This window comes from Streptomyces sp. ISL-36, assembly GCF_018614205.1.
In the GTDB taxonomy this organism is placed as follows: Bacteria; Actinomycetota; Actinomycetes; order Streptomycetales; family Streptomycetaceae; genus Streptomyces.
The window spans coordinates 15,293-34,143 of the sequence record NZ_JAGGOS010000140.1; the positions used below are offsets into that span (position 1 = coordinate 15,293).

Annotated in this window: 16 protein-coding genes; 9 read left to right on the forward strand and 7 right to left on the reverse strand. The window is 71.8% G+C overall.

Going from position 1 to position 18,851, the window contains the following annotated elements; genetic code table 11:
• Nucleotides 1-24 precede the first annotated feature (24 nt).
• Nucleotides 25-1,779 (forward strand): class I adenylate-forming enzyme family protein, encoded by a 1,755-nt coding sequence (locus J7E93_RS31375; protein WP_308368848.1) that lies wholly within the window; start codon nucleotides 25-27, stop codon nucleotides 1,777-1,779.
• Here J7E93_RS31375 and J7E93_RS31380 read toward each other — a convergent pair.
• Complete coding sequence (locus J7E93_RS31380; RefSeq protein WP_215073416.1) at nucleotides 1,766-3,034, reverse strand: M6 family metalloprotease domain-containing protein; 1,269 nt, start codon at nucleotides 3,032-3,034, stop codon at nucleotides 1,766-1,768. The genes J7E93_RS31375 and J7E93_RS31380 overlap by 14 nt on opposite strands.
• A 342-nt stretch (nucleotides 3,035-3,376) precedes the next feature.
• Here J7E93_RS31380 and J7E93_RS31385 point away from each other — a divergent pair, with 342 nt between their 5' ends.
• Both J7E93_RS31385 and J7E93_RS31390 read left to right on the forward strand, forming a co-directional pair.
• Nucleotides 3,377-4,039: a TetR/AcrR family transcriptional regulator gene (locus J7E93_RS31385; protein WP_215073417.1), complete on the forward strand. Its 663-nt coding sequence runs from the start codon at nucleotides 3,377-3,379 to the stop codon at nucleotides 4,037-4,039.
• A 99-nt stretch (nucleotides 4,040-4,138) separates the two neighbouring features.
• Complete coding sequence (locus J7E93_RS31390; protein WP_215073418.1) at nucleotides 4,139-5,656, forward strand: MFS transporter; 1,518 nt, start codon at nucleotides 4,139-4,141, stop codon at nucleotides 5,654-5,656.
• A gap of 45 nt (nucleotides 5,657-5,701) precedes the next feature.
• Here the strand turns inward: J7E93_RS31390 and J7E93_RS31395 are convergent, their stop codons facing one another.
• The gene (locus J7E93_RS31395) at nucleotides 5,702-6,205 is read right to left on the reverse strand and encodes a MarR family winged helix-turn-helix transcriptional regulator (protein ID WP_215073419.1); all 504 of its coding nucleotides are present in this window, start codon (nucleotides 6,203-6,205) and stop codon (nucleotides 5,702-5,704) included.
• A 106-nt stretch (nucleotides 6,206-6,311) separates the two neighbouring features.
• Here J7E93_RS31395 and J7E93_RS31400 point away from each other — a divergent pair, with 106 nt between their 5' ends.
• A complete protein-coding gene (locus J7E93_RS31400; protein ID WP_215073420.1) occupies nucleotides 6,312-7,100 on the forward strand; it encodes a dioxygenase in 789 nt (262 codons plus the stop codon).
• Nucleotides 7,101-7,136: 36 nt separating this feature from the next.
• On the opposite strand, the gene J7E93_RS31405 is transcribed toward J7E93_RS31400, so the two are convergent.
• Entirely contained in the window at nucleotides 7,137-7,709 is a 573-nt protein-coding gene (locus J7E93_RS31405; RefSeq protein ID WP_215073421.1) for a dihydrofolate reductase family protein, read from the reverse strand.
• Between the two features lie 389 nt (nucleotides 7,710-8,098).
• Here J7E93_RS31405 and J7E93_RS31410 point away from each other — a divergent pair, with 389 nt between their 5' ends.
• Nucleotides 8,099-9,100, forward strand: coding sequence for an RNA polymerase sigma factor RpoD/SigA (locus tag J7E93_RS31410; RefSeq protein ID WP_215073422.1), 1,002 nt, complete (start codon nucleotides 8,099-8,101; stop codon nucleotides 9,098-9,100).
• A 101-nt stretch (nucleotides 9,101-9,201) separates the two neighbouring features.
• On the opposite strand, the gene J7E93_RS31415 is transcribed toward J7E93_RS31410, so the two are convergent.
• Entirely contained in the window at nucleotides 9,202-10,158 is a 957-nt protein-coding gene (locus J7E93_RS31415; RefSeq protein WP_215073423.1) for a YafY family protein, read from the reverse strand.
• Between the two features lie 62 nt (nucleotides 10,159-10,220).
• Between J7E93_RS31415 and J7E93_RS31420 the strand changes: the two genes are divergently transcribed.
• The 4 genes from J7E93_RS31420 to J7E93_RS31435 all read left to right on the forward strand — a co-directional run bounded on the left by J7E93_RS31420 (nucleotide 10,221) and on the right by J7E93_RS31435 (nucleotide 15,736).
• Nucleotides 10,221-11,750 (forward strand): MFS transporter, encoded by a 1,530-nt coding sequence (locus tag J7E93_RS31420; RefSeq protein WP_215073424.1) that lies wholly within the window; start codon nucleotides 10,221-10,223, stop codon nucleotides 11,748-11,750.
• A gap of 160 nt (nucleotides 11,751-11,910) precedes the next feature.
• A complete protein-coding gene (locus J7E93_RS31425; RefSeq protein WP_215073425.1) occupies nucleotides 11,911-12,672 on the forward strand; it encodes a DeoR/GlpR family DNA-binding transcription regulator in 762 nt (253 codons plus the stop codon).
• The gene (gene pfkB, locus J7E93_RS31430) at nucleotides 12,669-13,622 is read left to right on the forward strand and encodes a 1-phosphofructokinase (protein WP_215073426.1); all 954 of its coding nucleotides are present in this window, start codon (nucleotides 12,669-12,671) and stop codon (nucleotides 13,620-13,622) included. Before J7E93_RS31425 ends, pfkB begins: the two co-directional genes overlap by 4 nt.
• Nucleotides 13,619-15,736, forward strand: coding sequence for a fructose-specific PTS transporter subunit EIIC (locus J7E93_RS31435; protein WP_215073427.1), 2,118 nt, complete (start codon nucleotides 13,619-13,621; stop codon nucleotides 15,734-15,736). The genes pfkB and J7E93_RS31435 overlap by 4 nt, the downstream gene beginning before the upstream one ends.
• Nucleotides 15,737-15,844: 108 nt before the next feature.
• Here the strand turns inward: J7E93_RS31435 and J7E93_RS31440 are convergent, their stop codons facing one another.
• The 3 genes from J7E93_RS31440 to J7E93_RS31450 form a co-directional block, all read right to left on the reverse strand.
• Nucleotides 15,845-16,825: a hypothetical protein gene (locus tag J7E93_RS31440; RefSeq protein WP_215073428.1), complete on the reverse strand. Its 981-nt coding sequence runs from the start codon at nucleotides 16,823-16,825 to the stop codon at nucleotides 15,845-15,847.
• 437 nt (nucleotides 16,826-17,262) lie between these two features.
• On the reverse strand, nucleotides 17,263-18,105 hold the full coding sequence (locus tag J7E93_RS31445) for a DUF6227 family protein (RefSeq protein WP_374105456.1): 843 nt from the start codon (nucleotides 18,103-18,105) through the stop codon (nucleotides 17,263-17,265).
• Nucleotides 18,106-18,170: 65 nt separating this feature from the next.
• Nucleotides 18,171-18,851, reverse strand: a 681-nt coding sequence (locus J7E93_RS31450; protein ID WP_215073430.1) for a P1 family peptidase, incomplete at its 5' end; no start/stop codon positions are given.

The window sequence follows — 18,851 nt, forward strand, 5'->3', positions numbered from 1 at the left end:
GGGGAAGAAGAGGTGAGGGTGGCCGTGCCACACACCGATCCGTCCGGAGCCGAGCGGACGGCGGCGGCCATCGCCGCACGCCTCGCGGCACCCGGGGCGCCCTTCGCCGTCGAGGACGGTGTGTACGTCGAGGGCCCCCGCACCCTGCGCGAGTTCGTCGAGGCCACCTGGGCCCACGGCGACCGGTCGTTCCTGGTGTCCGAGGACGGAGTGCTGAGCTACCGGGAGTTCTTCGACGCCGCCTGCGGACTCGCCCGGCGCTTCGTCGACGCCCACGGACTGCGCCCCGGGGACCGGGCCGTCGTCGCGATGCGGAACCACCCCGAGTGGCAGATCGCCTTCTGGGCCGCCCAGCTCGCCGGCCTCGTCGCCGTACCCCTCAACGCCTGGTGGACCGAGGAGGAGTTCTCCTACGCCCTCGACGACTGCGCGCCCCGGATCCTCCTCGTCGACGGCGAGCGGGTCGCACGGGTCGAGCGCTGGGCGCGCGAGCACCGGGTGCCGGGCATCGTCTTCCACCCGGAGCTCGCGGACGGCCCGGAACCGGAGCCCGCCGACGGGTCCCGCGGTGGACTGCAAAACGGATCCCGCGGTGGACTCCAAGACGGATCCCGCGGCGGCCTCCCGGACGGATTCCGGGCGTACGTGCCCGACACCGACCCCCATCTCGGCCCGCCGCCCGTCGACGTCCTGCCCGAGCACGACGCCACCATCATCTACACCTCCGGAACCACCGGACGCCCCAAGGGCGCCGTCGCCACCCATCTCGCGCAGGCCGGGGCGGCGATGAACCCGCGGTACTACGCCGCCGCCTCCGCCCTCGGACGCGGGAACATCCCCGGCCAGGGCCCGGCGCCCGTCTCGCTCACGACGTTCCCCTTCTTCCACGTCGCCGCCTTCACCTCCTTCTACTCCGTCATGGCCACCGGCGGCTCCCTGGTCCTCATGCGGAAGTGGGACGCGGCCACGGCCCTGGAGCTGATCCGGCGCCACGGCGTCACCCACTACGCCGGCGTCCCCACGACCGCGCTGAGCCTGCTCGACCTCGCCGAGCGCCTCGGCGATCCCCTCCCGAGCCTCACCATGCTCAACACCGGCGGCGCCGCCGCGCCGCCCGAGATCGTCGCCCGGCTCACCGCCGCGTACGGCGAGCGCGTCGAACCGCGCAACGGCTACGGACTGACCGAGACCTGCGGGGGAGTGCTGGCCAACTTCGGCGCCGAGTACCGCGCGTACCCGAGGAGCGTGGGGCGGCCGACGCCCGCCACCGAGGTCCGTGTCGACCGGCCCGACGCCGACGGTGTCGGCGAGCTCTGGCTCCGCGGCCAGTCCCTGGTCCGCGGCTACTGGGGTGACGAGCGGGCCACCCGGGAGGCCTTCACCGAGGACGGGTGGTTCCGCACCGGGGACCTCGCCCAGGTCCGCGACGGCCGTGTCACGGTCGTGGACCGACTCAAGGACATGGTGATCCGCGGCGGCGAGAACGTGTACTGCGTCGAGGTCGAGGCCGTCCTCCACGACCACCCCGACGTGCTGGACGTGGCCGTCCTCGGCGTGCCGCACCCGTCTCTGGGCGAGGAGGTCGCCGCCGTGCTGCGGCTCAGGGAGGGGGCGGTCGTCACCGTCGAGGAGCTGAGGGCGCACGTCGGCGCGCGCCTCGCCGCCTTCAAGGTCCCCGCACATCTCCACGTACGGGAGGAGGAGCTGCCCAGGAACGCGACGGGGAAGATCCTCAAGCGGGAGCTCAGGGATCGGATCGGCCGGATCAGCTCCGTGTGATCCGGACGCGGTAGGTGCCCTTCCGGTCCTCGCCCAGCACCGTGATCCGGATGCCGTTCGTGCGGTCGGTGAAGGTCTCGCCCGGCCGGTACGGGGCGTCCGAAAGTTCCGCGTGGACGTTCGGCCTGCGGGTGCAGCCGCCGCTGTCCCTGTCGCTGTCCGACACGCTGATGGGGCCCTGCCCGGTGTCCACGTCCGACTCGACCCGGTAGATCAGGACGCCGGGCTTGCAGACGGCCTCGTCGTTGCCGTCCCGGGTGCGGACCTCGACGGCGTATCCCGACGTCTCCGAGAGCGGTACGAAGGCGAGCTTCCGGCCCCCCGCGGTGGCCAGGGGGGTCAGCCGGTACTCGCTCGTCCCGGTCCTGGACGCGCAGCCGACCTGCTCGTTGTCGAGCCAGCCGAGCTTCCACTTGTGCCAGCCGAGGAGGTCGTTGTTGGCCCCCCAGTCCTCGGACATGATGTCCCAGTGCCCGACCGTGCCGCCGCCCTCGACGGTGTAGAGGTCGGGCAGCCCGAAGACATGCCCGTTCTCGTGGGGCAGGACGCGGTAGCCGGTCTCGGGGTAGGTGCCCGAGCCGTCGTCCTGGCGGCTGTAGACGAAGGACGTGTGGGAGAGCGGGACGCCGTCCGCGTAGGGCGCCTCGTCGTTGCCGGAGAAGGTGACGGACAGGACGGTGTCCAGCGCCGAGGGGCCGGCGTTCGGGGTGACCAGGATGTTGACCAGGTCGTACGCGCTGAAGTCCACCTTCGCGTCGGACGCCTTCACGATGTCCTCGACGAGCCCCCGGTAGCCCGGCTCGTACGGTGAGCCGCGCTCTATCCCGTACGAGGAGAAGGGCTGTGGCATCCGCAGCCACTCGGGTATCGGCGCCTCGGGGTGGTAGTGGAGGCGCCCGTACGAGCTGGTGCGGAACCACTCGGAGGTCTTCGGGAAGAACTCGGCCAGGCGGCCGAGCGCCGTGCCCTCCCCCGGGGCGTCCGGGAAGTCGATCATCAGGTTGAGGGCCTTGATCCGGCCGGTGGAACGCGCGTACCCGGGGGCGGTGGGCAGTCCCTCCGACATCTGCACACCCATCGTCGTCGCGATCCGGCACGGCCCGAGCGGCGCCTCCCGGGGGTCGGCCACCGGGCCGGCCGTGGCGGGGGCGGGTCCGGGGAGGCTCGTGCTGGCGGAGACCAGCGCGGCGAGCCCGAGGACCGTCGCGACGGCCAGGGCGAGGGGTCTGCGTATCCGCCGGCGGGTCTGCTGCATGCGGTCGCCTTTCTGATCGGCTCTCCGGCCTCTTCTCCGGTTCGTTCTCCGGCCTGCTCTCCGATCTCCCTGATCTGCCGTGATCCGGTCCGTGGGAGCCGCTCCGTGCGAGCCATCCGCGTGATCCGCGCTCCCGATCTGCGCTCCTGCTGTCCGATCAGCGTGTGTCGGCGGCCCCGGGCGCGCGCGCCGGGTGGCCCGATCGTGGGTATTCCGGGCGATGAGGCGCATGTGTCCCAGGTCACAGTCCAAGGGGGAAATAACCGGGGAGTCCATCCCCGTTTACGCCTGTGTTCCAGGAAGTGGGGACTCGTTCCCCGGATCACTCGAAGGAGATGTGGCGTGAGCATCACCGCCGACACCGCGCCCGTCCGCCGCGCACCCCGCCCGCGGGCCGACGCCCTGCGCAACCGCGAGCGGATCGTGACGGCGGCCCGCGAGATGTTCGTCGAGTTCGGCCCGCAGGTGCCGCTCGACGAGATCGCGCGCCGCGCCGGAGTCGGCAACGCGACGCTCTACCGCAACTTCCCCGAGCGTGCCGACCTCGTCCAGGAGGTCGTCCTCTCCGTCATGTCCCGCACCACCGACCGGGCGGCGGAGGCGACGGCGGAGGAGAGCGACACCTTCGAGGCGCTGCGCCGCTTCACCCACGCCGCGGCCGACGAGCGGATCGGCGCCCTGTGCCCGATGCTCGACGGAGCCTTCGACCGCGACCACCCCGAACTGCACGCCGCGCGCGAGTCGTTGGAGGAGGCCGTACAGGGCCTCGTCGACCGCGCACAGCGGGCGGGCACGCTCCGTACCGACGTCGGTGTCGGCGACCTGATGGTGGCCGTCTCCCAGCTGACCCGGCCCCTCCCGGGCACCGCCTGCATGAACATGGACCGCTTCGTCCACCGTCATCTGCAGCTGTTCCTGGACGGCCTGGCCACGCCGGCGCGCTCCGTGCTGCCCGGCTCGGCCGCCACCCTGGAGGACCTGCGGAGCGACTCCCGCGCGCAGTGACCTCCCCCTGACCCTCCCTCGACCTCCCCCTGACCTCCCGTAACTCCCTTACCCAGTACGTCCGTTTCTTTCTTTACGCACCAAGAGGTGGCTACCCCCATGCCCGAAACAGATCCCCGGCGCTGGAAAGCGCTGGTCTTCATCGCCCTCGCCCAGCTGATGGTCGTGCTGGACGCGACGATCGTGAACATCGCGCTGCCCTCCGCCCAGGTGGATCTCGGGATCTCGGACGGCAACCGGCAGTGGGTCATCACGGCCTACGCGCTGGCGTTCGGCGGGCTCCTGCTCTTCGGTGGCCGCATAGCCGACCTCTGGGGCCGTAAGCGCACCTTCGTGGTGGGTCTGATCGGCTTCGCGGCGGCCTCCGCGCTGGGCGGCGCGGCGACCGGCGAGGCGACGATGCTCGGCGCCCGCGCCCTCCAGGGTGCCTTCGGCGCGCTGCTCGCACCGGCCGCGCTGTCGCTGCTCGCGGTGATGTTCACCGACGCCAAGGAGCGCGCCAAGGCGTTCGGCATCTACGGCGCGATCGCCGGTGGCGGCGGCGCCGTCGGTCTGATCCTCGGCGGATTCCTCACCGAGTACCTGAACTGGCGCTGGACCTTCTTCGTCAACATCCCGTTCGCGATCGTCGCCGCCGCGGGCGCGTACTTCGTGATCCGTGAGCCGGCCGGTGGCCGCAACCGTTCGCCGCTCGACATCCCGGGCGTGGTCCTCTCCACCCTCGGCCTGGTCGCGCTCGTCTACGGCTTCACCCGCGCCGAGTCCCAGGGCTGGTCCGACGCGACGACGATCGGTCTCTTCGTCGGCTCGGCCGTGCTGCTCGCCGCGTTCGTGTTCACCGAGTCGAAGGTGAAGTCCCCGCTGCTGCCGCTGCGCGTGCTGACCGAGCGCAACCGCGGCGGTGTGTACCTCTCGCTGGGTCTCGCCGTCATCGCGATGTTCGGCCTGTTCCTCTTCCTCACCTACTACCTGCAGGTCGTGAAGGGGTACTCCCCGGTCAAGACGGGCTTCGCGTTCCTGCCCATGATCGTGGGCATGATCACCGGCTCCACCCAGATCGGTACGCGACTGATGACGCGGGTGCCTCCGCGCTGGCTGATGGGCCCGGGCTTCCTGACCGCCGGTGCCGGCATGCTGCTGCTCACCCAGCTGGAGATCGGCACCTCGTACGCCGGGCTCATCCTGCCCGCGCAGCTGCTGCTCGGCCTCGGCATGGGTACGGCGTTCATGCCGGCCATGTCGCTCGCGACGCACGGCGTCGACCCTCGGGACGCGGGCGTGGCCTCGGCGATGGTCAACACCTCGCAGCAGGTGGGCGGCGCCATCGGTACGGCGCTGCTGAACACGATCGCCGCCTCGGCCACCACCGCGTACCTCACCGACCACGCGGCCGGGGCCGCCACCCCCGCCGCCCAGAAGCTGCTCCAGCTCCAGGGCATGGTCGAGGGTTACGCGGCGGCCATCTGGTGGGCGGTCGGCATCCTGGTCGTCTCGGCCCTGATCGCCGTCACCTTCATCAACACCGGGAAGCCGGGCGCCGGTTCGGTGGCCGGTTCGGGCTCCGGCTCCGGCGAGGGTGTCGAGGACGAGGTGAAGATCCCCGTCATCGCGCACTGACGGTCCGGCCCTCACGGATCTGCCCTGGCCCCGCCGAGCTCGTGCTCAGCGGAGCCAGGGCAGATCCGCGTTCGGGCCCGACGGCTGCAGGCCCTCCGCCATCACCTTCATGATCTCGCCGAGCTGCTCCACCTGCTGCGGCGACAGCCGGTCGAACATCGCCTGCCGCACGGCGGCGACATGGCCCGGCGCGGTCCGCTTCAGCACCTCGAATCCCTCGTCCGTGAGGTAGGCGAACTGACCGCGCTTGTCGGAGGGGCAGTCCTCGCGCAGCACCCAGCCGCTCTTCTCCAGGCGCGCGACGGCGTGAGAGAGCCGGGAGCGGGTGATCTTGGCGCCCTTGGCCAGCTCGGTCATCCGCAGCCGCCGCCGGGGCGCCTGGGAGAGCTGGACGAGCAGGCCGTAGTAGATGTGCGGCATCCCGGCGTCGCGCTGCAACTGGCGGTCGAGGTGGTCCTCGAGGAGGGTGGTGGCGTGGAGGTAGGCGCGCCAGACGCACTGTTCCTCGTCGCTGAGCCAGCGGGGTCCGTCAGTGGATGCCATGGTCATGTATCTATCGTACGACCTATCCTTGAAAGTTGAACTAGATCGGGTCTAAGCTCGTCATGTCCGACGAACTTGAACTTTCAAAGATGACGCTCTGGAGGCGGTCGCCATGGACGCCACGCCCGCACGGATGCCCGCTCTCTACCTCTCGCACGGCGCCCCGCCGCTCGCCGACGACCCGGTCTGGCCCGGCGAGCTCGCCGCCTGGTCCGCCGGCCTGCCCCGGCCGAAGGCGATCCTGATGGTCTCCGCCCACTGGGAAGAGGCCCCGCTCGCCCTCGGCGCGACCGAGACCGTGCCCCTCGTGTACGACTTCTGGGGCTTCCCCGAGCACTACTACCGCGTGCGCTACGCGGCCCCCGGCGCGCCGGAGCTCGCCGCGTCGGTCCGCAAGCTGCTGCACGGGCCCGGCGCACCGGTGCAGGACATCCCGGACCGGGGGCTCGACCACGGCGCCTACGTGCCGCTGGTCGAGATGTTCCCCGACGCCGACATCCCGGTCCTGCAGATCTCCATGCCCACCCTCGACCCGCAGAAGCTCATGTGCATCGGGCGCACGCTCGCACCCCTGCGGGACGAAGGCGTACTGATCGTCGGCAGCGGCTTCTTCACCCACAACCTCGCGGCCCTGCGGCACGTCGGGGCCGGGGTCCCGGGCTGGTCGGCGGAGTTCGACGACTGGGGCCGCCACGCCCTGGAGGCGCGCGACGTGGACGCGCTCCTCGACTTCGAGCACAAGTCGCCCGCAGGCCGGCTCGCCCACCCGCGCACGGAGCACTTCGCCCCGCTGTTCGTCACCCTGGGCGCGGCGGAGGCGGCGGGGGACCTGGACGGCGGGCGCAGTGTGATCGACGGGTTCTGGATGGGCCTCGCCAAGCGGTCCGTGCAGTTCGGCTAAGGGACAGCCCTTTAGGCCCCTGCGTGCGAGCCGGCTTCAGCGGACGACGTCGAAGACGTTCTTCTGCAGTCCGTTGGCGTACGCCTCGTGCTCGACCAGCTTCAGCTTCTGGGTGTCCTTGTCGGTGGCGCTGAACAGGCGCTTGCCCGCGCCGAGCAGGAGCGGGAAGACGAGCAGGTGGTAGCGGTCGATCAGGCCGGCGTCCGAGAGGCTCTGGTTCAGTGCCGCGCTGCCGTGGACGATGATCGGGCCACCCTCGGTCTCCTTCAGTGCGGCGACGTCGTCGAGCGAGCGCAGGATCGTGGTCTCGCCCCAGTTCCCGACCAGGTCGTCCTCGGTGAGGGTGGTGGAGACGACGTACTTCGGCATCACCTTGTAGGAGGCGAAGTCCTCCATGTCCGGCCACACCGGGCTGAACGCCTCGTAGCTGACCCGGCCCATCAGCATCGCGGTGGCCTCCTTCTGCTCCCGGCCCTTGATGTCGAAGGCCTCGGGGAGGAACTCCATGTCCTTGAAGGTCCATCCGGAGTTGCGGTAGCCGGGCTCGCCGCCCGGGGCCTCCATGACGCCGTCGAGGGAGATGAAGGCGGTGCTGATCAGGGTACGCATCGAAGGTTCCTCGCTGTCTCGTGCTCTTGTTCCCGACATGATCTACGACCGCGGGTCGTAGGGAAACTCATCGGTCGTTCCCTGCCCCTCCCGGCGTGACCCCAGGTGCTTTTGGTTTCATATCGGGCGTTCCGGGCACCGGGAGCAACCAGAAGCCGGTGCGGGCCGTCTTCAGGGAGGGAGCGGCGTCGGATCAGCTCGTGCCCGTCCTGACCTGCGCCTCTGTGGGATCCGACAGTGCGCGACCCCGGTCGGCGGCGGCACAGGATACTGCATGATCGCGAAAATCGATGCGGCGCGTGGGAATTCTGTCCTGATTCCAGTCGTTGTTTCCGTCGGATGCAGGGCACCCGCAAAGGTGTCGCGACCTACTCAGCAAGGGAGCACGCATGGCAACCCGTGCCGTCGCCCGTCGTCAGACCTCCGCCTCGAGCGGAAGCAGCCGGGCAAGCAGCGTTCGCGCCGTGGGCGGGGAGATCGCCGACCGCGACCTGGTCGGCATGTACCTCGACGAGATCGCGCGCACCCCCCTGCTCGACGCCGCCAAGGAGGTGGAGCTCTCCCAGGACATCGAGGCGGGTGTGTACGCCCGGCAGATCCTGGACGGAGAGGTGGAGAGCAAGGCGACCGACGCCTCCCGCGAGGAGCTCGAAGCGCTGGTCACGGCGGGTGAGCGTGCCAAGGACCTCTTCATCAAGTCCAATCTGCGGCTGGTCGTCGCGGTGGCCCGCCGCTACCCCCGCAGCGGACTTCCGCTGCTCGACCTGATCCAGGAGGGGAACGCGGGCCTGGTGCGCGCGGTCGAGAAGTTCGACTACGCCAAGGGCTTCAAGTTCTCCACGTACGCCACGTGGTGGATCCGTCAGGCCATCACGCGCTCCATAGCCGACCAGTCCCGCACGATCCGGCTCCCCGTCCACCTGGTGGAGGAGCTGGGGCGGATCCGCCGGGTGCAGCGCGAGTTCAACCGGGAGAACGGCCGTGAGCCGGAGCCGGCGGAGGTCGCGGCCGAGCTGGGTTCGACGCCCGAGCGGGTCGTGGACGTCCTGGACTGGGCGCGTGACCCGGTCTCGCTGAACATGTCGGTGGACGACCAGGGCGAGACCCAGTTCGGTGACCTGCTGGAGGACACCTCGGCGGTCTCCCCCGAGCAGTCGGTGCTGACGCTGCTGCGCAGCGAGGAGCTCGACGATCTGATCGACAAGCTCGACCACCGCACCGCGTCGATCATCCGGATGCGGTACGGCATCGAGGACGGCCGGGAGCGCACGCTGACCGAGGTCGGCAAGGAGCACGGCCTGACCCGCGAGCGGATCCGCCAGATCGAGAAGCACGCACTGCTCGAACTGAAGAAGATGGCCCGCGACACCGGCTTCGACGCGGTGGCATAGGGCTCACGCCCGGGCCGCGCCCAAGGGCCGGACCCACGGAACGCCTCAGGGGCCGCCGGTTCACCGGCGGCCCCGGCCGTTGCGCCCTCGGGGGCCGTGTCTCATCCCACCGCCGCGCCCAGGCGGGACGACAGGTCCCTCACGTACGTCACCAGGGGCTCCGGCGCGTGGATCGTGAAGTCGCAGTCGACCAGCGCCAGGCGCAGGGCCAGCCACTCCACGGAGTCGGCCGTACGGACCTGCAGGCGACAGCTGTCCTCCGTCGTCGCGGTCGGGGGCAGGTGGGAGGGCAGCCGGGCCGCCACGAACGCGGCGGGGGCCGCGAAGGTCACGTCCAGGTCGAGTTCCGGCTGGGCGCGCGACATCGAGCGCGTCATGTACTGCGCCGCCCCGCCCGCCGGCAGCTCCCGCTCCGCGAACCGCGCCCCCGTCGCGAACGGGTCCGACACCCGGTCCACCCGGAACGTCCGCCAGTCCGCGCGCTCCAGGTCGTACGCCACGAGGTACCACCGCCGTCCCGTCGACACCAGCCGGTACGGTTCGACGAGCCGCTTCGACTCCGTCCCGTCCCCCGCCCGGTAGCCGAACCGCACCTTCTCCTGCCCCGTCACCGCTCCCGCGAGCGCCGTCAGCGTCTGCGGCGCCACCGTCGCGCCGTCCCCCCGCGTCAGCGGGATCGTCGCGTTCTGCAAGGTGGAGACCCGGTGGCGCAGGCGGGACGGCAGAACCTGCTCCAGCTTCGCCAGCGCCCGCACCGACGCCTCCTCCACCCCCTCGATCGCATGGCCGGCCCCCGCCCGCAGCCCCACCGCGATCGCCACCGCCTCCTCGTCGTCGAGGAGCAGCGGCGGCATCGCCGCGCCCGCGACCAGCCGGTACCCGCCCACCGCGCCCCGCGACGCCTCCACCGGATACCCCAGCTCCCGCAGCCGGTCGATGTCCCGCCGGATCGTGCGCGGCGAGACAGCGAGCCGCTCGGCCAGTTCGCTGCCCGGCCACTCGCGCGGCGTCTGAAGGAGCGACAGCAGGTTCAGGAGGCGTGCCGGAGTGTCCGTCATGGTCTCCAGCATGGCGCTCATCTAGGACATGACCTGACCTATACGACCTTTACTTTCCTCCTATGAGTTCACACGACGCCGTCACGGAGGCGGCAGCCGACCGCAGGCGCTGGATAGCCCTCGCCATCGTCATGACCGCCGCCTTCATGGACCTGGTCGACGCCACGATCGTCAACATCGCGATCCCGAGCATCGAGCGCGACCTGGGCGCCTCCTTCGGGGCCATCCAGTGGATCACCGCCGGCTACGCCCTCGCGTTCGCCGCCGGCCTGATCACGGGCGGGCGTCTCGGTGACATCTACGGCCGCAAGCGGCTCTTCCTCTTCGGCACCGCGGGCTTCACCCTCGCCTCCGCGCTCTGCGGCTTCGCCGCCAACTCGGAGATGCTGGTCGCCTCCCGCCTCCTCCAGGGAGCGGCGGCGGCGATGATGGTGCCGCAGGTCCTGTCGATCATCCACGTCACCTTCCCCGCCCACGAACGCGGCAAGGTCTTCGGCATGTTCGGCGCGATCATCGGCCTGGGTGCGGTCTCCGGCCCGCTGCTGGGCGCGCTGCTCACGCAGTGGAACATCGCCGGCCTGGAGTGGCGGCCGATCTTCCTCATCAACCTGCCGGTCGGCATCGCCGGCCTGATCCTGGGCCGGAAGTTCATCACCGAGTCCAAGGCGCCCAAGGCGCTCCGCCTCGACCTGGTCGGCGTGCTGCTCGTGACGCTGGCGCTCTTGATGCTCATCTACCCGCTGACCCGTGGCCGCGAGCTGGACTGGCCGCTGTGGGGCCACCTCTGCATGGCCGGCAGCCTCGTCGTCTTCGGCGCCCTGATCGCGTACGAGAAGTACAAGACGAAGAAGGACGGCTCCCCGCTGGTCGAGCTGTCGCTGTTCAAGGTGAAGAGCTTCGCGGCGGGCATCGCGGTGCAGCTGACCTTCGGTGTCGTGATGGGCATCTTCTTCCTGGTCTGGACGCTCTACATGCAGATAGGGCTCGGCTGGAGCCCGCTGAAGGCGGGTCTGACGGGCGTACCGTTCTCGATCGCCGTCTCGACGGCGGCCGGTCTGTCGGTGCAGAAGCTGGTGCCTCGCTTCGGCCGGAAGGTGCTGCAGGCGGGCGCGCTGACGATGGCCGCCGGTGTGCTGCTCTACATCTGGGAGGCCGGGCGGTACGGCACCTCCATCCACTCCTGGCAGATGATCCTGCCGCTGGTCGTCATGGGCCTGGGTATGGGGCTGATCGTGGCCCCGCTGACGGACGCGGTCCTGTCCGACGTGCCGCGCGAGCACGCGGGCTCGGCCTCCGGTCTCATCAACACGACCGGGCAGATGGGCAACGCGCTCGGGCTCGGACTCGTCTCGGTCGTCTTCTACGGAGTGATCGACGAGGAGCGTCTCGCGCGGGTTCCGGGCGAGGTGGGGGCCGCGTTCACGGACGCGTTCCAGAACGCGCTGGGCTGGGCCGTCGCCGTGCTCGCCGGAATCTTCCTGGTGATGTTCGCGCTGCCGGCCAAGCCGAAGCAGCACGTGGAGGGTGCGGAATCGGCCGACGAGGACGAGTCGGCGGGAGAGTCCGCGAAGGAGCCCGCTCTCAGCCACTGAGCGGCCCAAGGGCCCGGCCCCGGGGACACACCCGGGGCCGGGCCCTTTCGCATGCCCGTTTCTGTCCGTGATCATGCCCGGGTCTGTTTACTTTCCGGAAAGGCGGGCGTAACCTGCTGCTGAAACCACAGGTTCGGGCATGGAACGGACGTAAACCCACATGTACGCACCCGAGCGCCAGCAAGAGATTCTGCGGCTCGCCCGCGAGGGCGGACGCGTGGACGTCCTCTCCCTCGCCGAGGAGTTCCAGGTCACCGCCGAGACCGTACGGCGCGACCTCAAGGCCCTCGACCGGGCCGGACTCGTGCGCCGGGTGCACGGCGGGGCGATACCGGCCGGACGGCTCGACTTCGAGCCCGACCTCGCGGAGCGCGAGTCCACCGCCGCGGACGAGAAGGACCGGATCGTCCAGGCCGCCCTGGGCGAACTCCCGGCCGAGGGAAGCGTCGTCCTCGACGCCGGCACCACCGTCGCCCGCCTCGCCACCGGCTTCCCCCTCGAGTGCGCGCTCACCGTCGTCACCCACGCCCTGCCCGTCGCCGCGCGCCTCGCCGACCACCCTGGCATCGACCTCCACCTCGTCGGCGGACGTGTCCGCCACCGCACCCGCGCCGCCGTCGACGCCTGGGCGCTGCGCGCGTACGGAGAGATCCGCGCCGACGTCGCCTTCCTCGGCGCCAACGGCTTCTCGCCCGAGCACGGTCTCACCACCCCCGACCTCGCCGAGGCCGCCGTCAAGCGGGCCGTGATCGCCTCCGCCCGCCGGGTCGTGCTCCTCGCCGACTCGGCCAAGCACGGCCAGGAGCACTTCGCCCGCTTCGGCGACCTCACCGATGTCGATCTGCTCATCACCGACAGCGGGCTCAGCCCCGAGGACGCCGCGGCGATCGAGGCCGCGGGAACGGAAGTCGTACGCACATGATCCTCACCGTCACCCCCAACCCGTCGCTGGACCGGACGTACGAGGTCCCGGCCCTGGAGCGCGGCGAGGTGCTGCGTGCCTCCGCCGAGCGCATGGACCCCGGCGGCAAGGGCGTCAACGTCTCCCGGGCCGTCGCCGCCGCCGGACACCGCACGGTCGCCGTCGTCCCGCTCGGCGGGGCGCCCGGCGCGCTCGTGGCGCAGCTCCTCGCCGGACAGGGCATCGAGGTCGCCCCGGTGCCGGTCGCCGGACACACCCGTTCCAACATCGCCCTCGCCGAGCCGGACGGGACGCTCACCAAGGTCAACGCGCCGGGGCCGGAACTGACGGCCGAGGAGTCCGAGACCATCCTGTCCACCGTGGGCGCGTACTCGCCGGCCGCGGACTGGATCGCCTGCTGCGGCAGCCTGCCACGCGGGCTGGCGCCCGAGTGGTACGCCGAGCTGGTCACCCGCGCCCACGGCGCGGGCGCCCGGATCGCCCTCGACACCTCGGGGCCGTCCCTGATCGCGGCCCTCGCGGCCCGGCCGGACGTCGTCAAGCCGAACGCGGAGGAGCTGGCCGAGGCCGTGGGCCGCCCGCTGGCCACGGTCGGCGACGCGGTGAAGGCGGCGGAGGAGCTGCGGCAGCTCGGCGCGGCCGCGGTCCTCGCGAGCCTGGGAGCGGACGGACAGCTGCTCGTCTCCGAGGCCGGCACCTGGTACGCCACCGCGTCCGTGGACGCCGTCCGCTCCAACGTCGGCGCGGGCGACGCGTCCCTGGCCGGCTTCCTCGCGGCGGGCGGTGAAGGCCCCGACGCGCTGGCGGCGGCGGTCGCGCACGGCGCGGCGGCGGTCGGTCTGCCGGGCAGCGAGATGCCCACCCCGGCCCATCTGAACCCGTCGGCGGTCACGGTGACCGCGGACGTTCCCCTCGACCGAGTACTCAGTAAGCAAGGGAGCCCGCGATGAGCAAGATGATCACCGCGGACCTGGTCGACCTCGACCTGTCCGCCGGCACCAAGGAAGCGGCGGCCCGTTCGCTCGCCGAGCGCATGGTCGCGCTGGGCCGGGTGACCGATCTCGACGGCTTCCTCGCGGACGTGGCCGCCCGCGAGGCGCAGATGCCGACCGGCCTCGACGGCGGCATCGGCATCCCGCACTGCCGCAGCGCGCACGTCGTGGAGCCGACCCTCGCCTTCGGCCGCTCGCCCCAGGGGATCGACTTCGGTGCCCCGGACGGACCGGCGGACCTCATCTTCCTGATCGCGGCCCCCGCGGGCGCCGACGACGCCCACCTGACGATTCTGTCCTCGCTGGCCCGCCAGTTGATGGACGAGGAGTTCACCACCGCCCTGCGGTCCGCGACCTCGGCGCCGCAGGCGGCGGCCCTGATCTCGGGCGAGGAGCCGGAGGCCGCCCCCGCCCCGGAGGCTCCCGCACCGCAGGCCACGGCCGCCGCCCCGGCGCCCGCCGCTCCGGCCGATGCCACGGCGGCCTCGGTCCCGGTGCCCGATGCCACGGAGCCTCATGCCACGGTGCCCGACGCCGGCGGCCCCGCCGAGGAGCGGGCGGAAACCGCCGGTGACGGAGCCGGCCGGGCCTTCCGGATCGTCGCCGTGACCTCCTGCCCCACCGGCATCGCCCACACCTACATGGCCGCCGAGTCCCTGGAGAAGGCCGGGCGGGCCGCCGGGATCGAGGTCGTCGTCGAGACGCAGGGGTCCGCCGGGTTCACCCGGCTCGACCCGGCGGTCGTCGCCGCGGCCGACGGCGTGATCTTCGCGCACGACGTCCCCGTACGGGAGAAGGAACGCTTCGCCGGTAAGCCGACCGTCGACGTCGGCGTCAAGGCCGGCATCAACCGGCCCGCCGCACTGATCGACGAGGTCCGCGGCAAGGCCGAGCGTGGCGAGGTCACCGCCCCGGCCAGGCCCGGCACCCCCGTCGAGAAGGCGGGCGAGCCCCAGGAGGGCTACGGCACCAAGCTCCGTAAGTGGCTGATGTCCGGCGTCAGTTACATGGTCCCGTTCGTCGCCGCCGGCGGTCTCCTGATCGCCCTCGGCTTCGCCATCGGCGGCTACGACATCAACAAGGCCCCGTCCGTCGCCGAGCACTTCGTCTGGGGCCAGGCCGACTCCTGGGCCGCGCTGCTCTTCCAGATCGGCGGCCTGGCGTTCAGCTTCCTCGTCCCGGTCCTCGCCGGCTACATCGCGTACGGCATGGCCGACCGGCCCGGTCTCGTCCCCGGCTTCGTCGGCGGCGCCATCGCGCTCACCATCAACGCAGGCTTCCTCGGCGGTCTCGCCGCCGGCCTCATCGCGGGTGGCGTCGTCCTCGCCATCCAGAAGGTGAAGGTGCCCGCCGCTCTGCGGGGCATCATGCCGGTGGTGGTGATCCCGCTGCTCGCGTCGATCGTCGTCGGCTTCCTGATGTTCCTGGTGATCGGCAAGCCGATCGCCGGTCTGCAGAAGGCCATGACCGACTGGCTGTCCGGGCTCTCCGGCGCCAACGCCGTCATCCTGGGCGTGATCCTCGGCCTGATGATGTGCTTCGACCTCGGCGGACCGGTCAACAAGGTCGCGTACGCCTTCGCCGTCGGCGGTCTCGCCAACCCCAACGAGGGCTCGCTCAAGGTCATGGCCGCCGTGATGGCCGCCGGCATGGTGCCGCCGCTCGCGATGGCGCTGGCCACGACCGTCCGCGGCAGGCTCTTCACCAAGACCGAGCGGGACAACGGCAAGGCCGCCTGGGTCCTGGGCGCCTCCTTCATCAGCGAGGGCGCCATCCCGTTCGCCGCGGCCGACCCGCTGCGGGTCATCCCGGCGGCGATGGCGGGCGGCGCGGTCACCGGCGCCCTGTCGATGGTCTTCGAGTGCACCCTGCGGGCCCCGCACGGCGGTGTCTTCGTGATCCCGCTGATCGGCAACCCGCTGCTCTACCTGGTCGCGATCGTGGCGGGCACGCTGGTGAGCACCGCACTCGTCATCCTCCTCAAGGGCGCACGGAAGTCAGCCCCTGAGGCCGTGACGGGGGAGAGGCCGGGAACGGCCGAGGCCGAGACGAAGGTGGCCGTGGCGGCCTGACCCCGTCCGGGCTTCTCCCCGTGCCCCGAGGGGCGGTGCGTACCGCGAGCGCACCGCCCTTCGGGCGTGTTCCGGGCCGGTGGTCCCCACCGGCCCGTGACCGGCCCCTCAGCGCTTCAGGGAGGCCGGGATGCGGTGCGGGGCGCCGATCTTGAGGTCACCCTTGAAGACGCCCGGCCGCACGGACGGCAGCGGTGCCGGGGTGGTCTGCTGGGACCAGCCCTCGTTCCAGACGAAGATGTTGCCCTCGATGTCGCCGTGGGTCTGCCACACCTGCCCGTCCGTCGTGACGACCTTGACGTACGCGTCGTTGCCCCGGGCCTCGATCGCGATGCCGCACGCGTTGGCCGGGTAGCGGAGGTTCGTGGGATCCGTCATGGTCGCGGCCGTGTTGGTGAGGTCCTGCCAGACGATCGTCCCGCCCGGCGTGCTCGCCTTACCGGCGAACGCGTTGCCGCCGGTGAGCACCGCCTGGAAGTCCTCGGTGTTCGAGGGGCTGTACGCGTCGATGTCGGAGCAGGGCCCGGGCGCTCCGGTCGCACCGGTGGCGCCCGTCGCGCCCGTGGCACCTGCCGGTCCTGCGGGTCCTGCGGGTCCTGCGGGTCCTGCCGGGCCGGTGTCACCCTTCGGGCCCGCCGGTCCTGCGGGTCCTGCCGGGCCGGTGTCACCCTTCGGGCCCGGCCGGCCCGCGGGGCCGGGCTTCTCCTCCTCGCACTCGTCGTGCATGAACCGGGCCTGCGGCGGTGCGCCCTGCAGAGCACGGCGCACCTGGCCATCCACGAACTCCTGGAGCCGGCCCATGTCGTACAGGGGTGGCGGCCCCTCCTCGTCGTGCGGCGGCCGGCCGTCCTCGTGGTGCGGCGGCGGGCCGTCGGGGTGCCGGGGCGGCGGGCCGTCCTTGCACTCCTCGGTCGCCGGGCCTGCCGTGTTCACTCCCGCGGGCTGAGCCGGGTGCTGCGCCATGGCGAGGGCCGGGCCGGCCATGCCCGTCAGTACGAGGGCGAGCGAGGCCGCGGCCCCGCCGGAGACCCAGGCGCGACGTCGGGCGAGCGGGCCCAGGGGGGATCTGGTCCTGAGATCAGGACGCATACGTGTGCTCCTTCTTCAACCGGATCGAGCGGAGGAGGGGGAAGCCGTTCGAGCCTCCGAGCCGATTATCGGATCGCGATTGCAACGCCTTGAGGCCCACAGAGGACGATCAACTCCCTGGCCTACATGCCGTACCGAATGGCTGCATACGCGGGAGCGAACCTCGGACCGGCCCCCGCGTGCCGCATTCGGGTGGCGGGCCCCTTCATGAGGCCGCCCGGGCATGAGGTCACCCCGACCGATCCCCCGGGAGTGGTGTTGCAGTGAGGCCGTCGATCTGCCTGCGCGGGATCGTCGAGAACGAGGCGCGCGTCATCGAGCGCTGCCTCGCCTCCCTCCGTGACCTGCCGGAGGCGTGCCGCGGCAGACCGAGACCGGCCGGGGGGTCGCCGCCCGACGACTCACCCCCCGGCCGGCGGCGACCCGCTAGCCGCCGTTCACCGAACCCGGGCGCGGTGCTCCATCGCCTCACGCGCCGCGCCCTCGTCCTCGTACACCTCGCACATGTGCCGGCCGTCCGGCGTGGCCGTGTGCTCGACCTCCCACAGGCTCATCTCGCCGCCGTCCAGCAGCAGGAACGCGTGCTCGTAGAGTGTGAATCCGGCGTCCCGGCCGTTCTCCACCGCGCACTGGCGCCCGAACGCCTGTGTGATGTGGTGGGCGAACGCCACCCGCAGCCGCCGCGCCGTCTCCTCGCCGGGGCGGTCCGCGTTCTCCGCGCGCCGCAGCACGCGGCGCGCGTGGTCCGCCGAGTTGTCCGGGACGTACGTCCGGGGCTGTGTCGGTATGGGGCGCGACAGCAGAGCGCTCAGCAGCTCCAGGTCCGCGTCCTCGTCGAAGTCGGGGCCGGTCGCGCGCTCGGCGCCCCAGCCCGGATCCAGGCAGGTCGGGAGCCGGGACGCGGCGAGCCGGGCCTCCGCCTCCTCGGCGTACACCTCGTGCTGCCGGCCGCCGTCCCGGCCGGAGTTGTGTACCAGCTCCCACAGGCTGAGCGCGGTGCCGTCGGCGAGCAGATACGTGTGGCGGTGGGTGGTGCGGTGCAGCGTCGCGCTGTGGTGCGAGGAGTGCAGAGCACTGGAATGGGCGAGCGCCGTCTCCAGGCGCTCCACCGTGCTGTCGGGCAGGTCGAAGGAGTTGAGCGCCCGGCCGAGGAGCCGCTCGACGTGCGTCTCGGTCGTCTCGTAGGGATCGTGAGGATCCTGCGGATCGTTCAAGAGGGTCTCCAGGCCGTCGCCGCATGTCACTTGATGCTTGCTCAACGTAGTCCCTGGGTCCGACATCGTGTCCAGGGTTCGGCAAAACGAAGCGGGCGCGGGCCGAGTTCCCGCCGACCGGCGGGCTCGGCTCAACTTCCTTCCGCAGTCGGGGAGTCGGCGCCGCCGCCGGGTCCGTACAGCTCCCGGTACGAGGGAAAGCGCCCGGCCGGGCCGTCGGCCCCCTCCGCGGTCTCCAGAACCGCCCGCACGATCGCCCGGGTCACCGTGTCCGCGCCCGCCGCGAGGATGTCGTTCAGTGCGAGCGGGCCCGCCTCCGCCGGCAGCTCCCGCTCCCCGGTCGCCAGGGCGAAGACGGTGTCCCCGTCGTTCAGGAGGTGCACCGGCCGGACGGCGCGCGCGATGCCGTCGTGCGCCGTGCCCGCGAACTTCTGCGCCTGCGCCCGGGTGAGGGCGGCATCGGTGGCGACCACCGCCAGCGTCGTGTTCAGCGGCGGCGGGGTGTGCGTGGCCTGCGCCTCGGCCAGCCGGCGCCGGGCCGCCTCGTGGACCGCCGGGTCCGGGTACGCGGGTCGGCCCTGGAAGTACTGCCCGTACAGCACGCCCGTCTCCGGATCGACCGCCGAGCCGACCGCGTTGACCACGACCAGCGCGCCGACCGTGACACCCGACTCCAGGACCGTGCTCGCCGTGCCGACCCCGCCCTTGAGCCCGCCGACCACGGCGCCCGTTCCGGCGCCGACCGCGCCCGTCTCCACGCGCGCGTGCGCCCCGGTCGCCGCCGCGGCCTCCACCGCCGCGCGCCCGGTGCC